Genomic DNA, 14,589 nt, shown 5'->3' on the forward strand with positions numbered 1-14,589 from the left:
CCCCCCCCCCCCCCCCCCCCCCCCCCCCCCCCCCCCCCCCCCCCCCCCCCCCGGCCCCGCGCCCCCCCCCCCCCGGGGGGGGGGGGGGGGGCGGGGGGCCCCCCCCCCCCCCCCCCCCGCGTCTGTGTTTCCGGGCCGTTCCCCAGCGGCGCCGCCCGCTTCGGTGGCAGTCTGCTCAACACCAGACACGCAGAGAGACAGCTGCAACGACAAGAAGGCGGAGGTGCCGTTCACGTGGCGTCCAATGTCAATCCCACCGTCCGACGCCGCCGACTGGGCATGGAGTTGCGCAAGCTCCGCGAGGACAAGGGCATGACGGCCGAACAGGTCGCCGAGCGCCTCCTCGTCTCCCAGTCGAAGATCAGCCGACTGGAGAACGGCCGCCGCTCCATCAGCCAGCGCGATGTCCGCGACCTGTGCGACGTCTACGAGGTCGAGGACCGCCGTCTCATCGACTCGCTCATGCAGATGGCCAAGGATTCCCGCCAGCAGGGCTGGTGGCACGCCTTCGGCGACATCCCGTACAGCGTGTACATCGGCCTGGAGACGGACGCCGCCAGCCTGCGCACGTACGAGCCCCTGGTGATCCCGGGGCTGCTCCAGACGACGGAGTACGCCCAGTCCCTCGTCCGCGGCGCGTGGCCGGAGACCGCCCCGGCCGACGTCGACAAGCGCGTCCAGGTCCGGATGCACCGCCAGAAGCGGCTCTCCGAGACGGAGAACAACAACCCGGACCTCGGTCCGCTGCGTCTGTGGGCGGTGATCGACGAGGCCGCGCTGCGCCGGCGCGTGGGCGACGCCCAGTTGATGATCAGGCAGCTCGAATACTTGATAGAGCAGTCGGAGCAGCCGCACGTCACGGTGCAGGTGATGCCCTTCGAGCTGGGAGCGCACCCCGGCGTCAACGGCCAGTACGCGATCCTGGAGTTCCCGGACGCGTCCGACTCGACCGTCGTCTACATCGAGGGCGTGACGAGCGACCTGTACCTGGAGAAGGCCAACGATGTCCAGAAATACAGCGTGATGTACGAACACCTGCGCGCGCAGGCGCTCAATGTCGACCAGACCCGCGAGTTCATCTCGCAGATCATCGATCAATACGCGGACAAGGGCGCATAGGGGCGGGAAACGACCGATATCCACCATGCGTGTGGCAAGCGGGTCGGCACCGTACACCGTCACTACCCAGCCACAGAAGGCTTGAATCGAATATGCCACCCGGTCGGGTGAATGATCCCTTCACCTGTCAGGAGCTGCCGGTAGCGTCGATCAGGTCGGCCGGAAAATTGGCCGACAGGACATCGGAACCACCGGAACTACTCGCTCACCGGAGAGAAACATGGCTATTCGCCAGGGCGCCACGGCCAACTGGATCAAGTCCTCCTACTCCGCCAACGGCGCCTGCGTCGAGGTCAAGTCCCCCGTCACGGAGGCCATCGCCGTCCGCGACTCGAAGGTGCAGGACGGACCGTCCCTCACCTTCGCCCCCGACTCCTGGACCTCGTTCGTCGCCGACGTCACCGAGGGCCGGCTGGGACGCCTCGCCTGAACATCACGGCGCATCCCAACCGCCTTAGCCGTCCCTGCCGTTCGGTCCCCGCGTCCGACACCAGCACCGGCACCGGCGGGCCCGGCTTCTGCACCACCCGCATCACCTGCACCACTTGCACCACCCGCACCACCTGCGTCACTGACTTGAGCCCTCTCGACCGACCCGCCGTCTTGGCCGAGGGGGCTCGGCCATGCCCGGTGGGCCGACGGCCCGCTCAGCGCAGCTGATCGACGTAACGGTCGGTCCCCGGCACCGTCGGGATGAACGGCGCCACCAGCTCCACCCGCCCCAGCCCGGCCTCCGCGACCTCCGCGTCCAGCCCCTGGAAGCGGTCCCAGCAGGTCCGGGGGTTCTCCTGGAGGAACCACAGCAGTGTGAGGCGGGTGTCGACCCCCTCCACCTGCTTGACGTACGTCATCCGGTCACCCGGAAGCGGGGTCGGACGGAAGACCGTCACCATCGCGGCCGGACCGCCGTGCAGTCGCTTCGGCAGGGCGCGCGAGCGCAGCCACTCCAGCAACTCGGCCCGCTGCCCGGTCCCGTCGGCGTCGACGACCTGGACGACGAGGCCCTCGTACGGGTGGTCCAGGGCATGGAAGTCCCGCGGGCCGGCGGCACCGTCGCGGTAGACGGTGGCCGCGTGGTCCTGGAAGGACGTGAAGACGTGGGTGCGGTCCTGGTAGACCCGACCGTCGCGGTTCAGGCGCTTGTTGATGCCGACGGTCCACTTCATGTGCTCGTCGTAGCGGCCCTGGGTGACCCAGTACGTCGATATGTAGCAGCCCGCGGTGACGGGCTGGGCGACGGCCGACTTCTCGGGGTAGCGCAGCTCCTGCAGCTCGCGGGTGGCCACCCAGCGGCGGCCCGCGTACATCCAGGGCATGGCCATGGCGCCGGCGTAGTAGTGGTCGTCCTCGTACCACCGGTTGTACGCGTACTCGTGGCCCGGGTGCGGTTCCACCATGGTGATCAGCGCATGGCCGGGGCGGACGCCGTAGGGGCCGACGGCCGCGAGCTCGGCGTAGTCCTCGGCGCGGGTGTCCTGCTGCTGCGGCTCCTGCTCTCCTGTCGTCATGGGACCGGTCTAGCTGATGTGGCGTCAGATGGGGAGGGGTCGGGGGCCCCGGGGTCTCCGGCGGCCGGTCCACCCCCTGATACATACATGCCGTCTACAACTTTCCCTCGCTACGATGCGCGCACCCGCCTCCTGAAGGAGCTGCCCGTGTCTGCCGCCGTGCCTGCCGCCGTGTCCGCTGCCGTGTCAGCCGCCGTGCCTGCCGCCGTGCCCGCCACCGCGCCTGCCGCCGCCACCGCCGCCGCACCGCCGCCCGCGTTCGCCGCCCGCGCCGCCTCCGTGGAGGGGTCCCCCGTACGCGAGATCCTCGCGCTCACCGAACGCCCCGGGATCATCTCCCTCGCCGGCGGCCTCCCCGCGCCCGAACTCTTCGACACCGAGGGCCTGCGGGCCGCGTACGACGCCGCCTTCGCGGTGTCCGCGCGGCGCGCGCTCCAGTACTCGACCACCGAGGGCGCCCCGGAACTCCGCGAGGCCGTCGCCGCCCGGGCGACCGCGCGCGGGCTGCCGACCGGCCCGGACGACGTACTCATCACCTCGGGCTCCCAGCAGGCCCTGACCCTCATCACCACCACCCTGATCGAACCCGGCGACGTGGTGCTGGTCGAGAACCCCACCTACCTCGCGGCCCTCCAGTGCTTCCGCCTGGCGGGGGCGCGGGTGGTGGCCGTTCCCTGCGACGCGGAGGGCATCCTCCCGGACGCGCTGGCGGACGTCGTGGCGCGCGAGCGGCCGAAGCTGCTGTACACCGTCCCCACCTTCCAGAACCCGACGGGACGCACCCTCCCGGCCACCCGCCGGGCGGCGGTCGCGCAGACCGCGGCCCGGCTCGGGCTGTGGCTGGTGGAGGACGACCCCTACGGGGAACTCCGCTACGAGGGCTCCGACGTCCCGTGGCTCGCCGCGCACCCGGGGGCGGAGGACCGTACGGCCCTGCTCGGCAGCTTCTCGAAGGTCATGGCTCCCGGGCTGCGGCTGGGCTGGCTCCGGGCCCCGGCCGCGCTGCGGCGGGCCGCGGTGGTCGCGAAGCAGGCGGCGGACCTCCACACCTCCACGGTCGACCAGCTGGCCGCCGCGCACTACCTCGCGGCGGTGGACCTCGACGCGCACATAGCCACGGTCCGGACGGCGTACCGCGAGCGCCGCGACGCCCTGCAGAGCGCCCTGAGCCGGAGCCTGCCGGCCGGCTGCGAGTGGAACCTGCCCGCGGGCGGCATGTTCCTCTGGGCCCGCCTGCCGGAGGACCACGACGCGGCGGACCTCCTCAGGACGGCCGTCACCCACGGCGTCGCCTTCGTCCCGGGCGCCCCCTTCTACGCCGCCGCCCCGGACCCCCGCACCCTGCGCCTGAACTACACGACGCACACGCCGTCCGAGATCACCGAGGGCGTCGGCCGGCTGGCCGCGGCGCTGGCGGAGTACGGAGGGAAGCAGCCGGGGAGCAGGAGCAGCTTCAGCGGCTTCAGCGGCTTCAGTGCTGAAGGGCGACCTTGAGCAGCACGATGAGCAACCCGAGGAAGAGGTTGATCGCGCCGGCCAGGAACATCAGCCGGCGTGAGGCGCCGGCGCGGCTGGCGGCCACGGTGGCCCAGCCGACCTGTCCGATCAGGGCGACCGCGAGCGCCAGCCATGCGATGCCCGTGGCGCCCAGGCCGAACAGCGGGGCGATGGCCGCGGCCACGGCCGGGGGGACGGCCGCCTTGATGATCGGGCGCTCCTCCCTGGACGTACTGCGGATCACGGCCCAGCTCAGCCGGCGCACCATGCGAGCTCCGAAGAGGCGGGAGAAGACGTGCGCGGCCCAGAACACCACCCCGGTACCGAGGAGCAGCGCGACGAGTTCCAGCCGCGGGAACTTGCCGAGCGTCCCGGCACCGACCACCACGGAGGCGGCGAGCAGGGAACCGTAGACGGCGCCGCTGTAGTCCTCGCGGCCCGCCTCCCGCTCCGGGGCCGTCTCCGGGCCGCCGCCTTCCGGACCGCCCTCCGGGGGCGCTGTCACGCGGCCCCGGCCTGCGCGGTGGGCCACTTGAGTTCGATCTCCATCTCGATCTCCCCGTCGCCGATCTCGACCTCGATCTCGGTGTGGAGCTCATCGGGGACGCGCAGGCTCATCTTCCCGGGGCCGAGTTCCAGTTCGGCATTGCCGCCGTGGCGCAGCGCCTCCGCGAGCGCGGAGAGCTGATCGGCGACCTCGAGGCGGGAAAGGGAACTCTTCTGCTCAAACTTGAGGTCCTTCACGGACGTCTCCAATCCGCTACGAACACCGGGTAAGGCTCATTGTGACGCCGCACAGGAGGTCGGGCATCCCGGGCATCCCGGGCCTCAGCCGGCCGGGCCTCAGCCGGCTGGGCCCGCCCCCGGCCGGTTGGCCCCCGGCCGGTCGAAGGCCAGGGCGAGGACCTCGCTCCACTGCATGGGCGGAGCGGTCACCGGGGCCCCCGGGCGGATCCTGGGCACCAGTACGCGCAGTGCGCCGGGGCGGATGGAGCAGGTCACGGGTGTGGGCATGGTCAGCGCCTCGCCGTCCACGGCGACGGCGATGCGTTCCGCGGCCGATCCGATCACGACCTGGCGGGAGGTGAGTACGTGGAGGCCCGCCGCCTTCGCTCCGCGCAGCGCGACGTCGGCCGCCTGGGCCGCGTTGTTCACCCGGATGCCGAGGACACCCAGCTCCCCGCGGTCGAGGCGGGACCTGCGGGCGCCCATCGGTTCGGAGGACGTGTAGGGGTTGTTGCTGACCAGCAGCGCCTGCTGGGACTCCAGCCGTTTCTCGTCGGTCACCGCGTCGAGGGTGGTGCCGGCGTATCCGAGGAGAAGGTCGGGCAGGGCGGCCAGTGCCGAGTCCGCCTTGGCGTCCCGGTACTCCGGTCGCTGCACGATCTCCGCGTAGACGCCGAACGAGGCCGTATTGACGAAGGCCTGGCCGCCCACGACCCCCAGGTCGACCCTGAGCTCCTCCCCGTCGGCCAGCGCGTCCAGGCACCGGGCCGGGTCCTCGCGGTCCAGTCCGAGGTCCATGGCGAAGTGGTTCCGGGTGCCCGCGGAGATCACGAGGAACGGCAGGTCGTGCTCGGCCGCCACCTCGGCCACCCGGGCCTGGGTGCCGTCGCCGCCCGCCACCCCGAGCAGGTCCGCTCCGTCGGCCACCGCCTGCCGGGCGAGGGCGGCGACGTCCGTCACGACCGCCGGGTCCAGCAGCACCACCCGGGCGCCGAGCGCCTCGCCCTTCTCGACCAGGCCGAAGCGGCCGACCTTCCCGCCGCCGGACTTCGGGTTCATGATCAGCACCGGGTTCCGGGGTGCGGCACGTGCGACGGCCCGCATGCCGTCGGGCCGTCGCGCGGCGCGCAGCGCGGTCCGCGCACAGGCCACGGCGGCCGCCCACAGCGCGATGGCCAGCAGCGCCGTGGGCCACAGATCCTCCTGGGCGTAGATGAGCAGGATGGCCACGGGCGCGCCCACCACCAGCAGGATGCCGACCAGCCGTACGGCCCCGCGATGGGACACCACCCACCAGGTCCCCATGGCCGTGAGCGCCGCCCCGGCCACCCCGACGGCGAGGACGAGCAGCCCCCCGACGATGCCCTCGGCCACCAACGTCACCGCCGCGAGCACCGCGCAGACCAACGCCAGCAGGGCCCACAGCCGAGCGCGCCGGGTCGCCCCGGAAGTATGCGGGAGTGCCATGCCCTCACGTCCTCGCCTCGCGCCGTGGATCTTCACCACGAGGGTGTGGTCATCTCCGATCATCCCCCGAGGAGGATCGCCCGTCGACGCGACGGGCCCGGGGCGACGCCACCCAGGGAGAGTGGCGGATTTCGTTGCTCATGCAACGAACCGCATAGGCTCGACCCCCGTGAGGCCGCTGGCGCACATCTCAACTACCAGCACCCTTGCCCCCGGCACACACACCGCCGAACAGGGATTCAACTTGCCTGGCGAGATGCGTTCGCTACCGAACAGTAAATTTTGCCGGCCTGCCAAGCCATGCAAAAGTGAGTTCGATCAAGGCGTACGGGGGCTGGGGTGGGGGGCGTTGTGGTGGGGTTCGACGAGGAGTGGGGTCGCCTGCGGGCCGCTGCCGCCCAGGCTTCCGGCCGACCGGCGGTGGTCGATCCAGCGGTAGAGGCACGAGAGGCGTTGCTGGAGCGGCTGGCGGAATTCCGTAGCCGGGTGGTTCTGGTGCCGTTGGACGTGCGGGGCGGCCTGTGGACGTCCGAACTCGGCGGGCTGGACTGGATCTGCGTGTTCTCCGACGAGGAGGCGTTGGCCCGGTTCGCCGAGGCGCGCGGCGAGGGCGACCGCGAATGGACGTACCGGCGCGTGGTCGGTGCGCGCCTGCTCGACGAGCTGGTGCCGGCGCTGGACTTTTCATGCGGGGTCGCGTGGAACGCGGCGGGGCCGGACGGGCTGGCGTTCCCGCCGGTTCGGGGGATCGTGCCGGATGCCGCGGCACTCGACGGGGAGATGGCCGCATGAGCGGGGACGGGGCGGATCTCGATGTCTCGAAGCAGGCGTTGGCGCTGATCGCGCAGGGGATCACGGCGAGCCTGGCGGAGTTGAAGGAGCTCGGGTCGGTGGGCACGGCGAGCATGGGCGGCGGCTTCACCGAGCTGGCTCTCTCGGGGATGGAGACCGGGCACGAGAGCCTGGCGTCCACTCTGGGCACGTTCTGCGAGCGCTGGGGCTGGGGGGTGCGTTCGCTGGTGCAGCAGGGAAACATGTTCGCCTTGAACGTAGGGCTGTCGGCCGGCGCGATGTACGAGCAGGACCAGTACATCCAGGGCAGCTTCAAGGTCGTGGCGAACGCGGCACTGGGCAACCCGTACGCCGAGGAGAAGGACATCATCGCCAAGGACTGGGGCGAGGTCTTCTCCGACAACCCGATCACCCAGATCAAGAACGCGGACTACAAGCCGGAATCCTTCGCCCATGCCTCGGAGAACGGCAACGAGGCCTGGAAGGGCGCTGTCCGGGATCTGAACAGTTCCGACATCCTGCTGTCCAACCAGATCATCGATGCCGTCGGACTGCGGGACGAGGCGGACGCGATGGTCGACGACGTGGTCGGCCCCGCACCCGAGGCACAGCCGGACGGTGCGGGCCGATGACGGACTGGGGCAAGCTGGTCGACAAGGGTCTCGACACGATCGACGAGAAGGTCGATTCAGCCAAGAAGGTCATCGGTCACGGCGTCGACAGAGCCACCGACGAGGTCGGCGGCCTCCTCGACCGTGCAGGCGCGCACGGCTGGGCGGACACGGTCGAGGACTTCGGCGACGGACTCGCCTCCCGACTCGGTGCCTCGGTACCCGAACAGCAGCTCGGCGACAGCGAGCAGGCCGACGAGCTGATCCACGGCAAGGCGACGGCGCTCTGGGAGACGGCCAAGCATCTGGCCGACTTCCAGGCGGCGTTCGAGCGGGTCGGCCAGGGCATGAAGGCCCTCGACTCGGACCAGTGGAAGGGGCAGGCGGCCGACGCCTTCCGCGCGAAGTTCGCCCTGCATCCCACCGACTGGCTGCGCGCCTCCGACGCGTGCGAGTCGGCATGCGCTGCGCTCAGCCGGTACGCGGAGACGGTGGAATGGGCGCAGAAGCAGGCCCAGACGGCCATCGACCTGCACAAGGCCTCGGTGAAGGCGACGAAGGAAGCCCACGACGCGCACGTCGCCAAGGAGGACGCCTACAAGGCAGCCGCGCAGGCCGGCCGTGATCCCGGCCCGATCCCGGTCGAGGGCGCCGATCCGGGGGCGGCAGCCCTCAAGCGGGCCAAGGAGATCCTGGAAGAGGCCCGCAGGCAGCGCGACGAGGCGGCCACGACGGCCGAACGCACGCTCAAAGCCGCCATGGAGCACGCCCCGGCGGAGATGCCGGCGACGGACCGGCTGCTGGCCCAGATCAGCGACTACGCGGGCTCGGAGGTGTTCGAGCTCAGCCACGTCGTGGGCGGCGTGGCGAAGGGCACGGCGGGAACGCTGAACTTCGCACGCAGCGTGAACCCCTTCGACGTGTTCAACCTGACGCACCCTGCCGACTTCCAGCAGAACCTCAACATGACGCTGGCCGGTCTCGTCTCCACCGCGTCCCACCCCGAGCGCATCCCCGGTCCGATGATCGACAGCTATATGGCGGACCCCAGCGAATTCAAGGGCCGCATCCTCCCCGATCTCATCGGCACCAAGGGCTTGCCCACCCTCCGGACCGGAATGCGCTTCGCCGAGAAGACGGCGAGCAAAAAAGCGGCGCGGACGGCGGCGAAGGCCGAAGCCGAGGCTGCCGCTCGCCGCAAAGCCGACCTGAAGTGCAAGGGCGACCCGGTCGACGTGGCGACGGGCCGGATGTTCCTGTCACAGACCGACCTGGTGCTTCCCGGCGCGCTGCCGCTCGTGTTCACCCGTACCTTCGAGTCCTCGTACCGCGCGGGCCGCTGGTTCGGGCCGTCCTGGGCGTCCACGGTCGACCAGCGTCTGGAGATCGACGGGGAAGGTGTGATCCTCGTCCGCGAGGACGGCAGCCTGCTCGCCTACCCGCACCCCGAGCCCGGAGTCCCCGTACTCCCCGGTCACGGTCAGCGCTGGCCGCTCGTCCTCGATGCGGACGGCGGCTACACGGTCACCGACCCCGAGTCCGGACACGTCCGCCACTTCACGGACGAGGGCCTCCTCAGCCAGCTCGACGACCGGGGCGGCGCCTGGATCACCTTCGAGTACGACGAGACGGGCGCGCCGACGGCCCTGTCCCACAGTGGCGGCTACGAGCTGCGCCTCAGCTCGTCGGAAGGCCGAATAACCGGCCTCGCTCTCGCCGACGGCACCGAAGTGCTCCGCTACGCGTACACGGACGGCCATCTCACCCACGTCACCAACTCCTCCGGCCGCCCGCTCCGGTTCGGCTACGACGAACTCGGCCGGATCACCTCCTGGACCGACACCAACGACCGCCACTTCGACTACGTCTACGACGAACAGCACCGCTGCACCGCCCAGTCCGGCACCAACGGCCACCTCGACGTCCGCTTCACCTACGGGGACGGCTTCACCACCTACACCGACTCCCTCGGCCACGAGACCCGGTACCTGGTCGACGACCGCGCCCGGATCACGGCCGAGATCGACCCGACCGGCGCGGTCACCCGGTTCACGCACGACGCGTACAACCGCCTACTGACCCGCACCGACCCGCTCGGCCACACGACCCGCTACGTCTACGACGAGCACGGCCGGCTCACCACGGCGCTCCGCCCCGACGGCCGCGAGGTACGGGCCGAGTACGACGGGCTGGGCCTGCCGGTCACGGTGATCCAGCCCGACGGCCGGGTCACGCGGTCGACGTACGACGAGCGCGGCAACCTCACCTCCGCCACCGCAGCGCACGGGGCCACGAACCGCTTCACGTACGACGCCCGCGGCCACCTGGCCTCGGTGACGGACGTCCTGGGCGCGGTCACGACGGTCCGCTGCGACCCGGCCGGCCTGCCCCTGGAGATCACCGACCCGCTGGGCGCGACGACCACGTACACGCGCGACCCCTTCGGCCGCCCGGTCGCCGTCACCGACCCCCTCGGCCACACCACCCGCCTCACGTGGAGCGTGGAGGGCCGCCTGCTCCGCCGGGAGACCGCCGACGGCAACACGGAGTCCTGGACCTACGACGGCGAGGGCAACTGCACCTCCCACACCGACCCGGTGGGCGGGGTGACACGCTCCGAGTACGGGGACTTCGACCTCCTCGCGGCCCGCACGGGCCCGGACAGCGTCCGCTACTCCTTCACCCACGACACCGAGCTGCGCCTCACCTCGGTCACCAACCCCCAGGGCCTGACCTGGACCTACGCCTACGATCCCGCCGGGCGACTGGCCTGCGAGACGGACTTCGACGACCGCACCCTGACCTACGGCTACGACGCCGCAGGCCGCCTGGTATCCCGTACGAACGCACTCGGCGCCACGACCACGTACGCGCACGGCACCCTCTCCCAGCTCCTGCACAAGGAGACGGCGGACGGCATCACGTCGTACGAGTACGACGACTACGACGAACTCGCCCGGGCGGTCTCGCCGGACGGCACCACACTGACCCTGCAGCGGGACCTGTACGGCCGCGTCGTCTCGGAGACGGTCGACGGACGCGCCCTCGCCCACACCTACGACGTCGCGGGCCGCCGGGCCGGCCGCACCACACCCGGCGGGGCGTTCTCCGAGTGGATGTACGACGCGGCAGGCCGGCGCAGCGCCCTCAGCGCATCGGGCCGCACGCTGACGTTCGAGCGGGACGCCGCAGGCCGGGAACTGACCCGCACCATCGGCCCGGACCTGGCCCTGGCCCACGCGTACGACCCGGTGGGACGTCTCACCGACCAGCACCTCGTCGGCCAGGACGGCCGCACCCTCCAGCGCCGCGGCTACAGCTACCGCGCGGACGGCGCCCTCACGGCGATCGACGACGCGCTCGCCGGTCCCCGCACCTTCACCCTGGACCCGGCAGCCCGGGTCACGGCGGTCGACGCGTCCAACTGGACCGAGCGCTACGCCTACGACGACGCCGGCAACCAGACCAGCGCCTCCTGGCCGTCCCGCCACCCGGGCGCGGAGGCCCAGGGCCACCGCACGTACACCGGCACCCGCATCACCCGCGCCGGCTCGATCCGCTACGAACACGACGCCCTCGGCCGGGTCACCCTCCGCCAGAAGACCCGCCTCTCCCGCAAGCCGGACACCTGGCACTACGAATGGGACGCGGAAGACCGCCTCGCCGGGGTCACCACCCCCGACGGCACGCGCTGGCGCTACCGCTACGACGCCCTCTCCCGCCGCACGGCCAAGCAGCGCCTCATGCCCACCGGCGAGGTCGCGGAAGAGGTCCTCTTCACGTGGGACGGCACCACCCTCTGCGAGCAGACGGAAGGCCCGGTCACCCTCACCTGGACCCACCACGGCCTGCACCCGCTCACCCAGGCGGAGAGCGTCCTCGGGACCACGGACGACCGATTCTTCGCCATCGTCACCGACCTCATCGGCACCCCGCGCGAACTGATCGACGAATCGGGCGAGATCGCCTGGCGCGCCCGCTCCACCCTCTGGGGCGCCACCACCTGGACCCGCGACGCCGTGGCTTACACGCCGCTCCGCTTCCCGGGCCAGTACTTCGACCCCGAGTCGGGCCTCCACCACAACTACTTCCGCACGTACGACCCCGAAACAGCCCGCTACCTCACCCCGGACCCCCTCGGACTGGCCCCCGCCCCGAACCCAGCGACGTACGTCTCGAACCCCCACACGTGGTCGGATCCGCTCGGGCTCGCTCCTGAAGGCTGTCCTGAGGAGCCTGTCAAGCTGTATCGGTCTCCGCCCGTGGGCCAGAGAGCACATGAGGCTCAGGGCCTTAACCCTGACTTCCACCCGAGTACAACGAGAGGCGGCGCCGGGACCGCCTACCTAGGCGAAAGCGAAGAAGTTGCTCGCCGGTACGCAGTCCAGGGAAGGTATGAAGATGGCTACCACGAGTTCGTCATGAAGCCTGGGTTCCTGGAGGCATTCCCACCGGACGGACGGCCTGGCGGGCCAAAACTCAGGATAAGCCACGACAGCAGGCCGGACGAATGGCAATGGGTAATCGACCAGGGCGACATCCCATATTTCAACTCATTCATCGACGACGTAACATGGATCAATTTCTACCAAGGACACCGCTGGCTCGATTGACATGACGCCTCACCTCGATAAAGGAAGACACCTCGACATGCAAATGGACCACACATTGCAGCCTGGACAAGTCTGCATGGGAATCGTTACCGCAGTGGGCGACCGCCACCTGGAAATCGACCTGGGAGAAGGGGTGCACGGAACGGTCACATCTGCGAATCTGTCCTGGATGAGGTTGGATCACCCTTCGCAGGTTGCGCGGGTCGGCCAATCGGTCACCGTCGTATTCTTGATCGCCGACCCCGACCGCGGCACCATTTCCCTGTCACTGAAAGACATCGAACCCGATCCACTTATTGGATTCGCCCGCACCGAGCTAGGGAAGATCTCTCCGGGAAGAATCACGAAGCTCACCCCGATCGGAGCCTTCGTGCGCCTCCCATCCGGAATCGAGGCTCTCCTGCCGCATACCAAATCCGGGACCGAGGGGCCGGAGGGCTTCAAGATCGGTGACGCATGCGAAGTCAAGGTGGACTACATCAATGTGCACCTTCGCCAGGTAAGGGTCTCCCTCTCCACCCCCAGGCGTGAGCCACGATAGATGGGCGAGGCGCCCTGGAGAGAAATCAAGATCCTCTATCCCGTCGGCACATGCGTCACAGGGAGGGTGGAGAGCGCCGATCGCTGGGGCGAACTGCTCAATGGCGGCGACGGCCCCTTGCCATCACCGTCAGAATTCCTGGATCGCGCTTCCACGCAGGACGCGACGCCGTCGGACCCACATCAACGCGCACGTGCGGGCGCTGCTCGCCGGGCGCGGCTGACCACCGAGGCGCCCTGGGAGAGGATCGCGTATGGAAATGAACCACTCGATGGCCCGCCTGCTGGGCCGGGTCGACACGGAGGGCATCACCCCGGACGAAGCGCCTCCGGCTTTCCTCCGGATCGCGGAAGGCGGCTGGGAGGTCACCCCCGGCGGCGCGCACGTCCTGTCGGCGCTGAAGTCCGCTCCACCGGGACCGTTCTCGGACGTGGTGCACGAGGAGTACACCGTCAATGGCCGCGGCATGACGGACCACGACCTCCCGGCCTCCGGGGAGGAGCGGGAGTCGAGGCTGTTGCGGCGCTGCGTGGCGTACGCGGGCAGCGCTCTCCTGCGTGCGGACGCAATCGGCTCCGCCGTGGAGGTCTCCGCGTACATCTCCCTCTCCTACGGCGGCCTGGCCGACGACCACCTCACGGCGAACGTCACCTTCTGCGGTGACCACCCGGGCGTTCGGCCCTATGCGGCCGACCTGGAAGCGTTCGAAACCGAATCCCTTCTCAGGCTCCGGCCCATGGGCGAGCCGCCCTGGAGCGTTCGAGGTCTGTGAGTGTGGTGGATCGTCGCGGCCGGGGACCGGCGGCGGCCTGCGCCTGCGCCACTCTTCGGATCCGCACCCCTTCACACCGCCGCGCCCGCGCCGTAGCCTGACGCCCCGTCAGATCACCCGCGCCCGGAGGTCCGTCATGCTGCTGCAAGGGAAGACCGTCATCGTCTCCGGTGTCGGGGCCGGACTCGGGCATCAGGTGGCCGCCGCCGTCGTGCGGGACGGGGGGAACGCCGTGCTCGGGGCGCGGACCGAGGCGAATCTCGCCAAATCCGCCGCCGAGATCGACCCCGAGGGGGCGCACACCGCGTACCTGGCGACCGACATCACCGACGAGGCGCAGTGCGAGGCCCTCGCCGCGCTCGCGCTCACGCGCTTCGGCCGGCTCGACGGCGTCGTGCACGTCGCCGCCTGGGACTCGTACTTCGGGGGGCTGCAGGACGCCGACTTCGGGACCTGGCAGCAGATCATCGACGTGAATCTGCTGGGGACCCTGCGGATGACCCGGGCCTGCCTGCCCGGCCTCAAGGAGCGCGGCGGGGCGGTCGTGGTCATCGGGACGCAGTCCGCCGTCGCCGCGCCCAACGAGGTGCAGCAGGCCGCCTACGCCGCCTCCAAGGGGGCGCTGACCTCCGCCATGTACTCCATGGCCCGCGAGCTCGGCCCGCACCGGATCCGCGTCAACACCGTGCTGCCCGGATGGATGTGGGGCCCGCCCGTGCAGGCCTTCGTCACCTTCACCGCCCACACCGAGGGCGTGCCCGAGGCCGAGGTGCACGCACGCCTCACGGAGCGCATGGCGCTGCCCGATCTCGCCACCGACGGGGACGTGGCGGATGCCGCCGTGTTCTTCGCCTCCGACCGGGCCCGGGCGATAACCGGCCAGTCTCTGCTGGTCAACGCCGGTGAGCTGATGCGGTGACCCGCTCCACCCCCGGATCAGCGG

At 70.6% G+C, this 14,589-nt stretch carries 13 protein-coding genes; 9 read left to right on the forward strand and 4 right to left on the reverse strand.

From position 1 onward, the window contains the following. Positions 1-234: 234 nt before the first annotated feature. Together ACFY04_RS35075 and ACFY04_RS35080 are read left to right on the forward strand one after the other, a co-directional pair. The gene (locus tag ACFY04_RS35075) at positions 235-1,119 is read left to right on the forward strand and encodes a helix-turn-helix transcriptional regulator (RefSeq protein ID WP_314250524.1); all 885 of its coding nucleotides are present in this window, start codon (positions 235-237) and stop codon (positions 1,117-1,119) included. A gap of 220 nt (positions 1,120-1,339) precedes the next feature. Beyond that, complete coding sequence (locus tag ACFY04_RS35080; RefSeq protein ID WP_301370251.1) at positions 1,340-1,549, forward strand: DUF397 domain-containing protein; 210 nt, start codon at positions 1,340-1,342, stop codon at positions 1,547-1,549. A gap of 217 nt (positions 1,550-1,766) precedes the next feature. On the opposite strand, the gene ACFY04_RS35085 is transcribed toward ACFY04_RS35080, so the two are convergent. Continuing rightward, positions 1,767-2,627 (reverse strand): hypothetical protein, encoded by an 861-nt coding sequence (locus ACFY04_RS35085; protein WP_389123314.1) that lies wholly within the window; start codon positions 2,625-2,627, stop codon positions 1,767-1,769. Positions 2,628-2,834: 207 nt separating this feature from the next. Here ACFY04_RS35085 and ACFY04_RS35090 point away from each other — a divergent pair, with 207 nt between their 5' ends. Continuing rightward, positions 2,835-4,121 (forward strand): PLP-dependent aminotransferase family protein, encoded by a 1,287-nt coding sequence (locus tag ACFY04_RS35090; RefSeq protein WP_389123537.1) that lies wholly within the window; start codon positions 2,835-2,837, stop codon positions 4,119-4,121. On the opposite strand, the gene ACFY04_RS35095 is transcribed toward ACFY04_RS35090, so the two are convergent. From ACFY04_RS35095 to ACFY04_RS35105, 3 genes are all read right to left on the reverse strand, one after another. Continuing rightward, entirely contained in the window at positions 4,099-4,629 is a 531-nt protein-coding gene (locus ACFY04_RS35095; RefSeq protein ID WP_389123316.1) for a hypothetical protein, read from the reverse strand. The genes ACFY04_RS35090 and ACFY04_RS35095 overlap by 23 nt on opposite strands. Continuing rightward, complete coding sequence (locus tag ACFY04_RS35100) at positions 4,626-4,868, reverse strand: amphi-Trp domain-containing protein (protein WP_389123317.1); 243 nt, start codon at positions 4,866-4,868, stop codon at positions 4,626-4,628. Before ACFY04_RS35100 ends, ACFY04_RS35095 begins: the two co-directional genes overlap by 4 nt. Positions 4,869-4,967: 99 nt before the next feature. Beyond that, positions 4,968-6,317, reverse strand: coding sequence for a diacylglycerol/lipid kinase family protein (locus ACFY04_RS35105; protein ID WP_389123319.1), 1,350 nt, complete (start codon positions 6,315-6,317; stop codon positions 4,968-4,970). 354 nt (positions 6,318-6,671) lie between these two features. Between ACFY04_RS35105 and ACFY04_RS35110 the strand changes: the two genes are divergently transcribed. The 6 genes from ACFY04_RS35110 (at position 6,672) to ACFY04_RS35135 (ending at position 14,565) form a co-directional block, all read left to right on the forward strand. Further along, on the forward strand, positions 6,672-7,109 hold the full coding sequence (locus ACFY04_RS35110) for an SseB family protein (RefSeq protein ID WP_389123322.1): 438 nt from the start codon (positions 6,672-6,674) through the stop codon (positions 7,107-7,109). Then, positions 7,106-7,741: a hypothetical protein gene (locus ACFY04_RS35115; RefSeq protein WP_389123324.1), complete on the forward strand. Its 636-nt coding sequence runs from the start codon at positions 7,106-7,108 to the stop codon at positions 7,739-7,741. The genes ACFY04_RS35110 and ACFY04_RS35115 overlap by 4 nt, the downstream gene beginning before the upstream one ends. After that, positions 7,738-12,333 carry a putative T7SS-secreted protein gene (locus ACFY04_RS35120; protein ID WP_389123325.1) on the forward strand — a complete coding sequence of 1,532 codons (4,596 nt, stop codon included), beginning with the start codon at positions 7,738-7,740 and terminating at the stop codon, positions 12,331-12,333. Before ACFY04_RS35115 ends, ACFY04_RS35120 begins: the two co-directional genes overlap by 4 nt. Before the next feature lie 37 nt (positions 12,334-12,370). Further along, positions 12,371-12,874, forward strand: a complete 504-nt coding sequence (locus ACFY04_RS35125) for a S1 RNA-binding domain-containing protein (RefSeq protein ID WP_389123327.1) — start codon at positions 12,371-12,373, stop codon at positions 12,872-12,874. Between the two features lie 253 nt (positions 12,875-13,127). Next, positions 13,128-13,646: a hypothetical protein gene (locus ACFY04_RS35130; RefSeq protein WP_389123328.1), complete on the forward strand. Its 519-nt coding sequence runs from the start codon at positions 13,128-13,130 to the stop codon at positions 13,644-13,646. Positions 13,647-13,782: 136 nt separating this feature from the next. Further along, complete coding sequence (locus ACFY04_RS35135) at positions 13,783-14,565, forward strand: SDR family oxidoreductase (RefSeq protein ID WP_389123329.1); 783 nt, start codon at positions 13,783-13,785, stop codon at positions 14,563-14,565. The last annotated feature ends 24 nt before the right edge of the window (positions 14,566-14,589 follow it).

This window comes from Streptomyces sp. NPDC001549 (assembly GCF_042894025.1).
In the GTDB taxonomy this organism is placed as follows: Bacteria; Actinomycetota; Actinomycetes; order Streptomycetales; family Streptomycetaceae; genus Streptomyces; species Streptomyces kutzneri.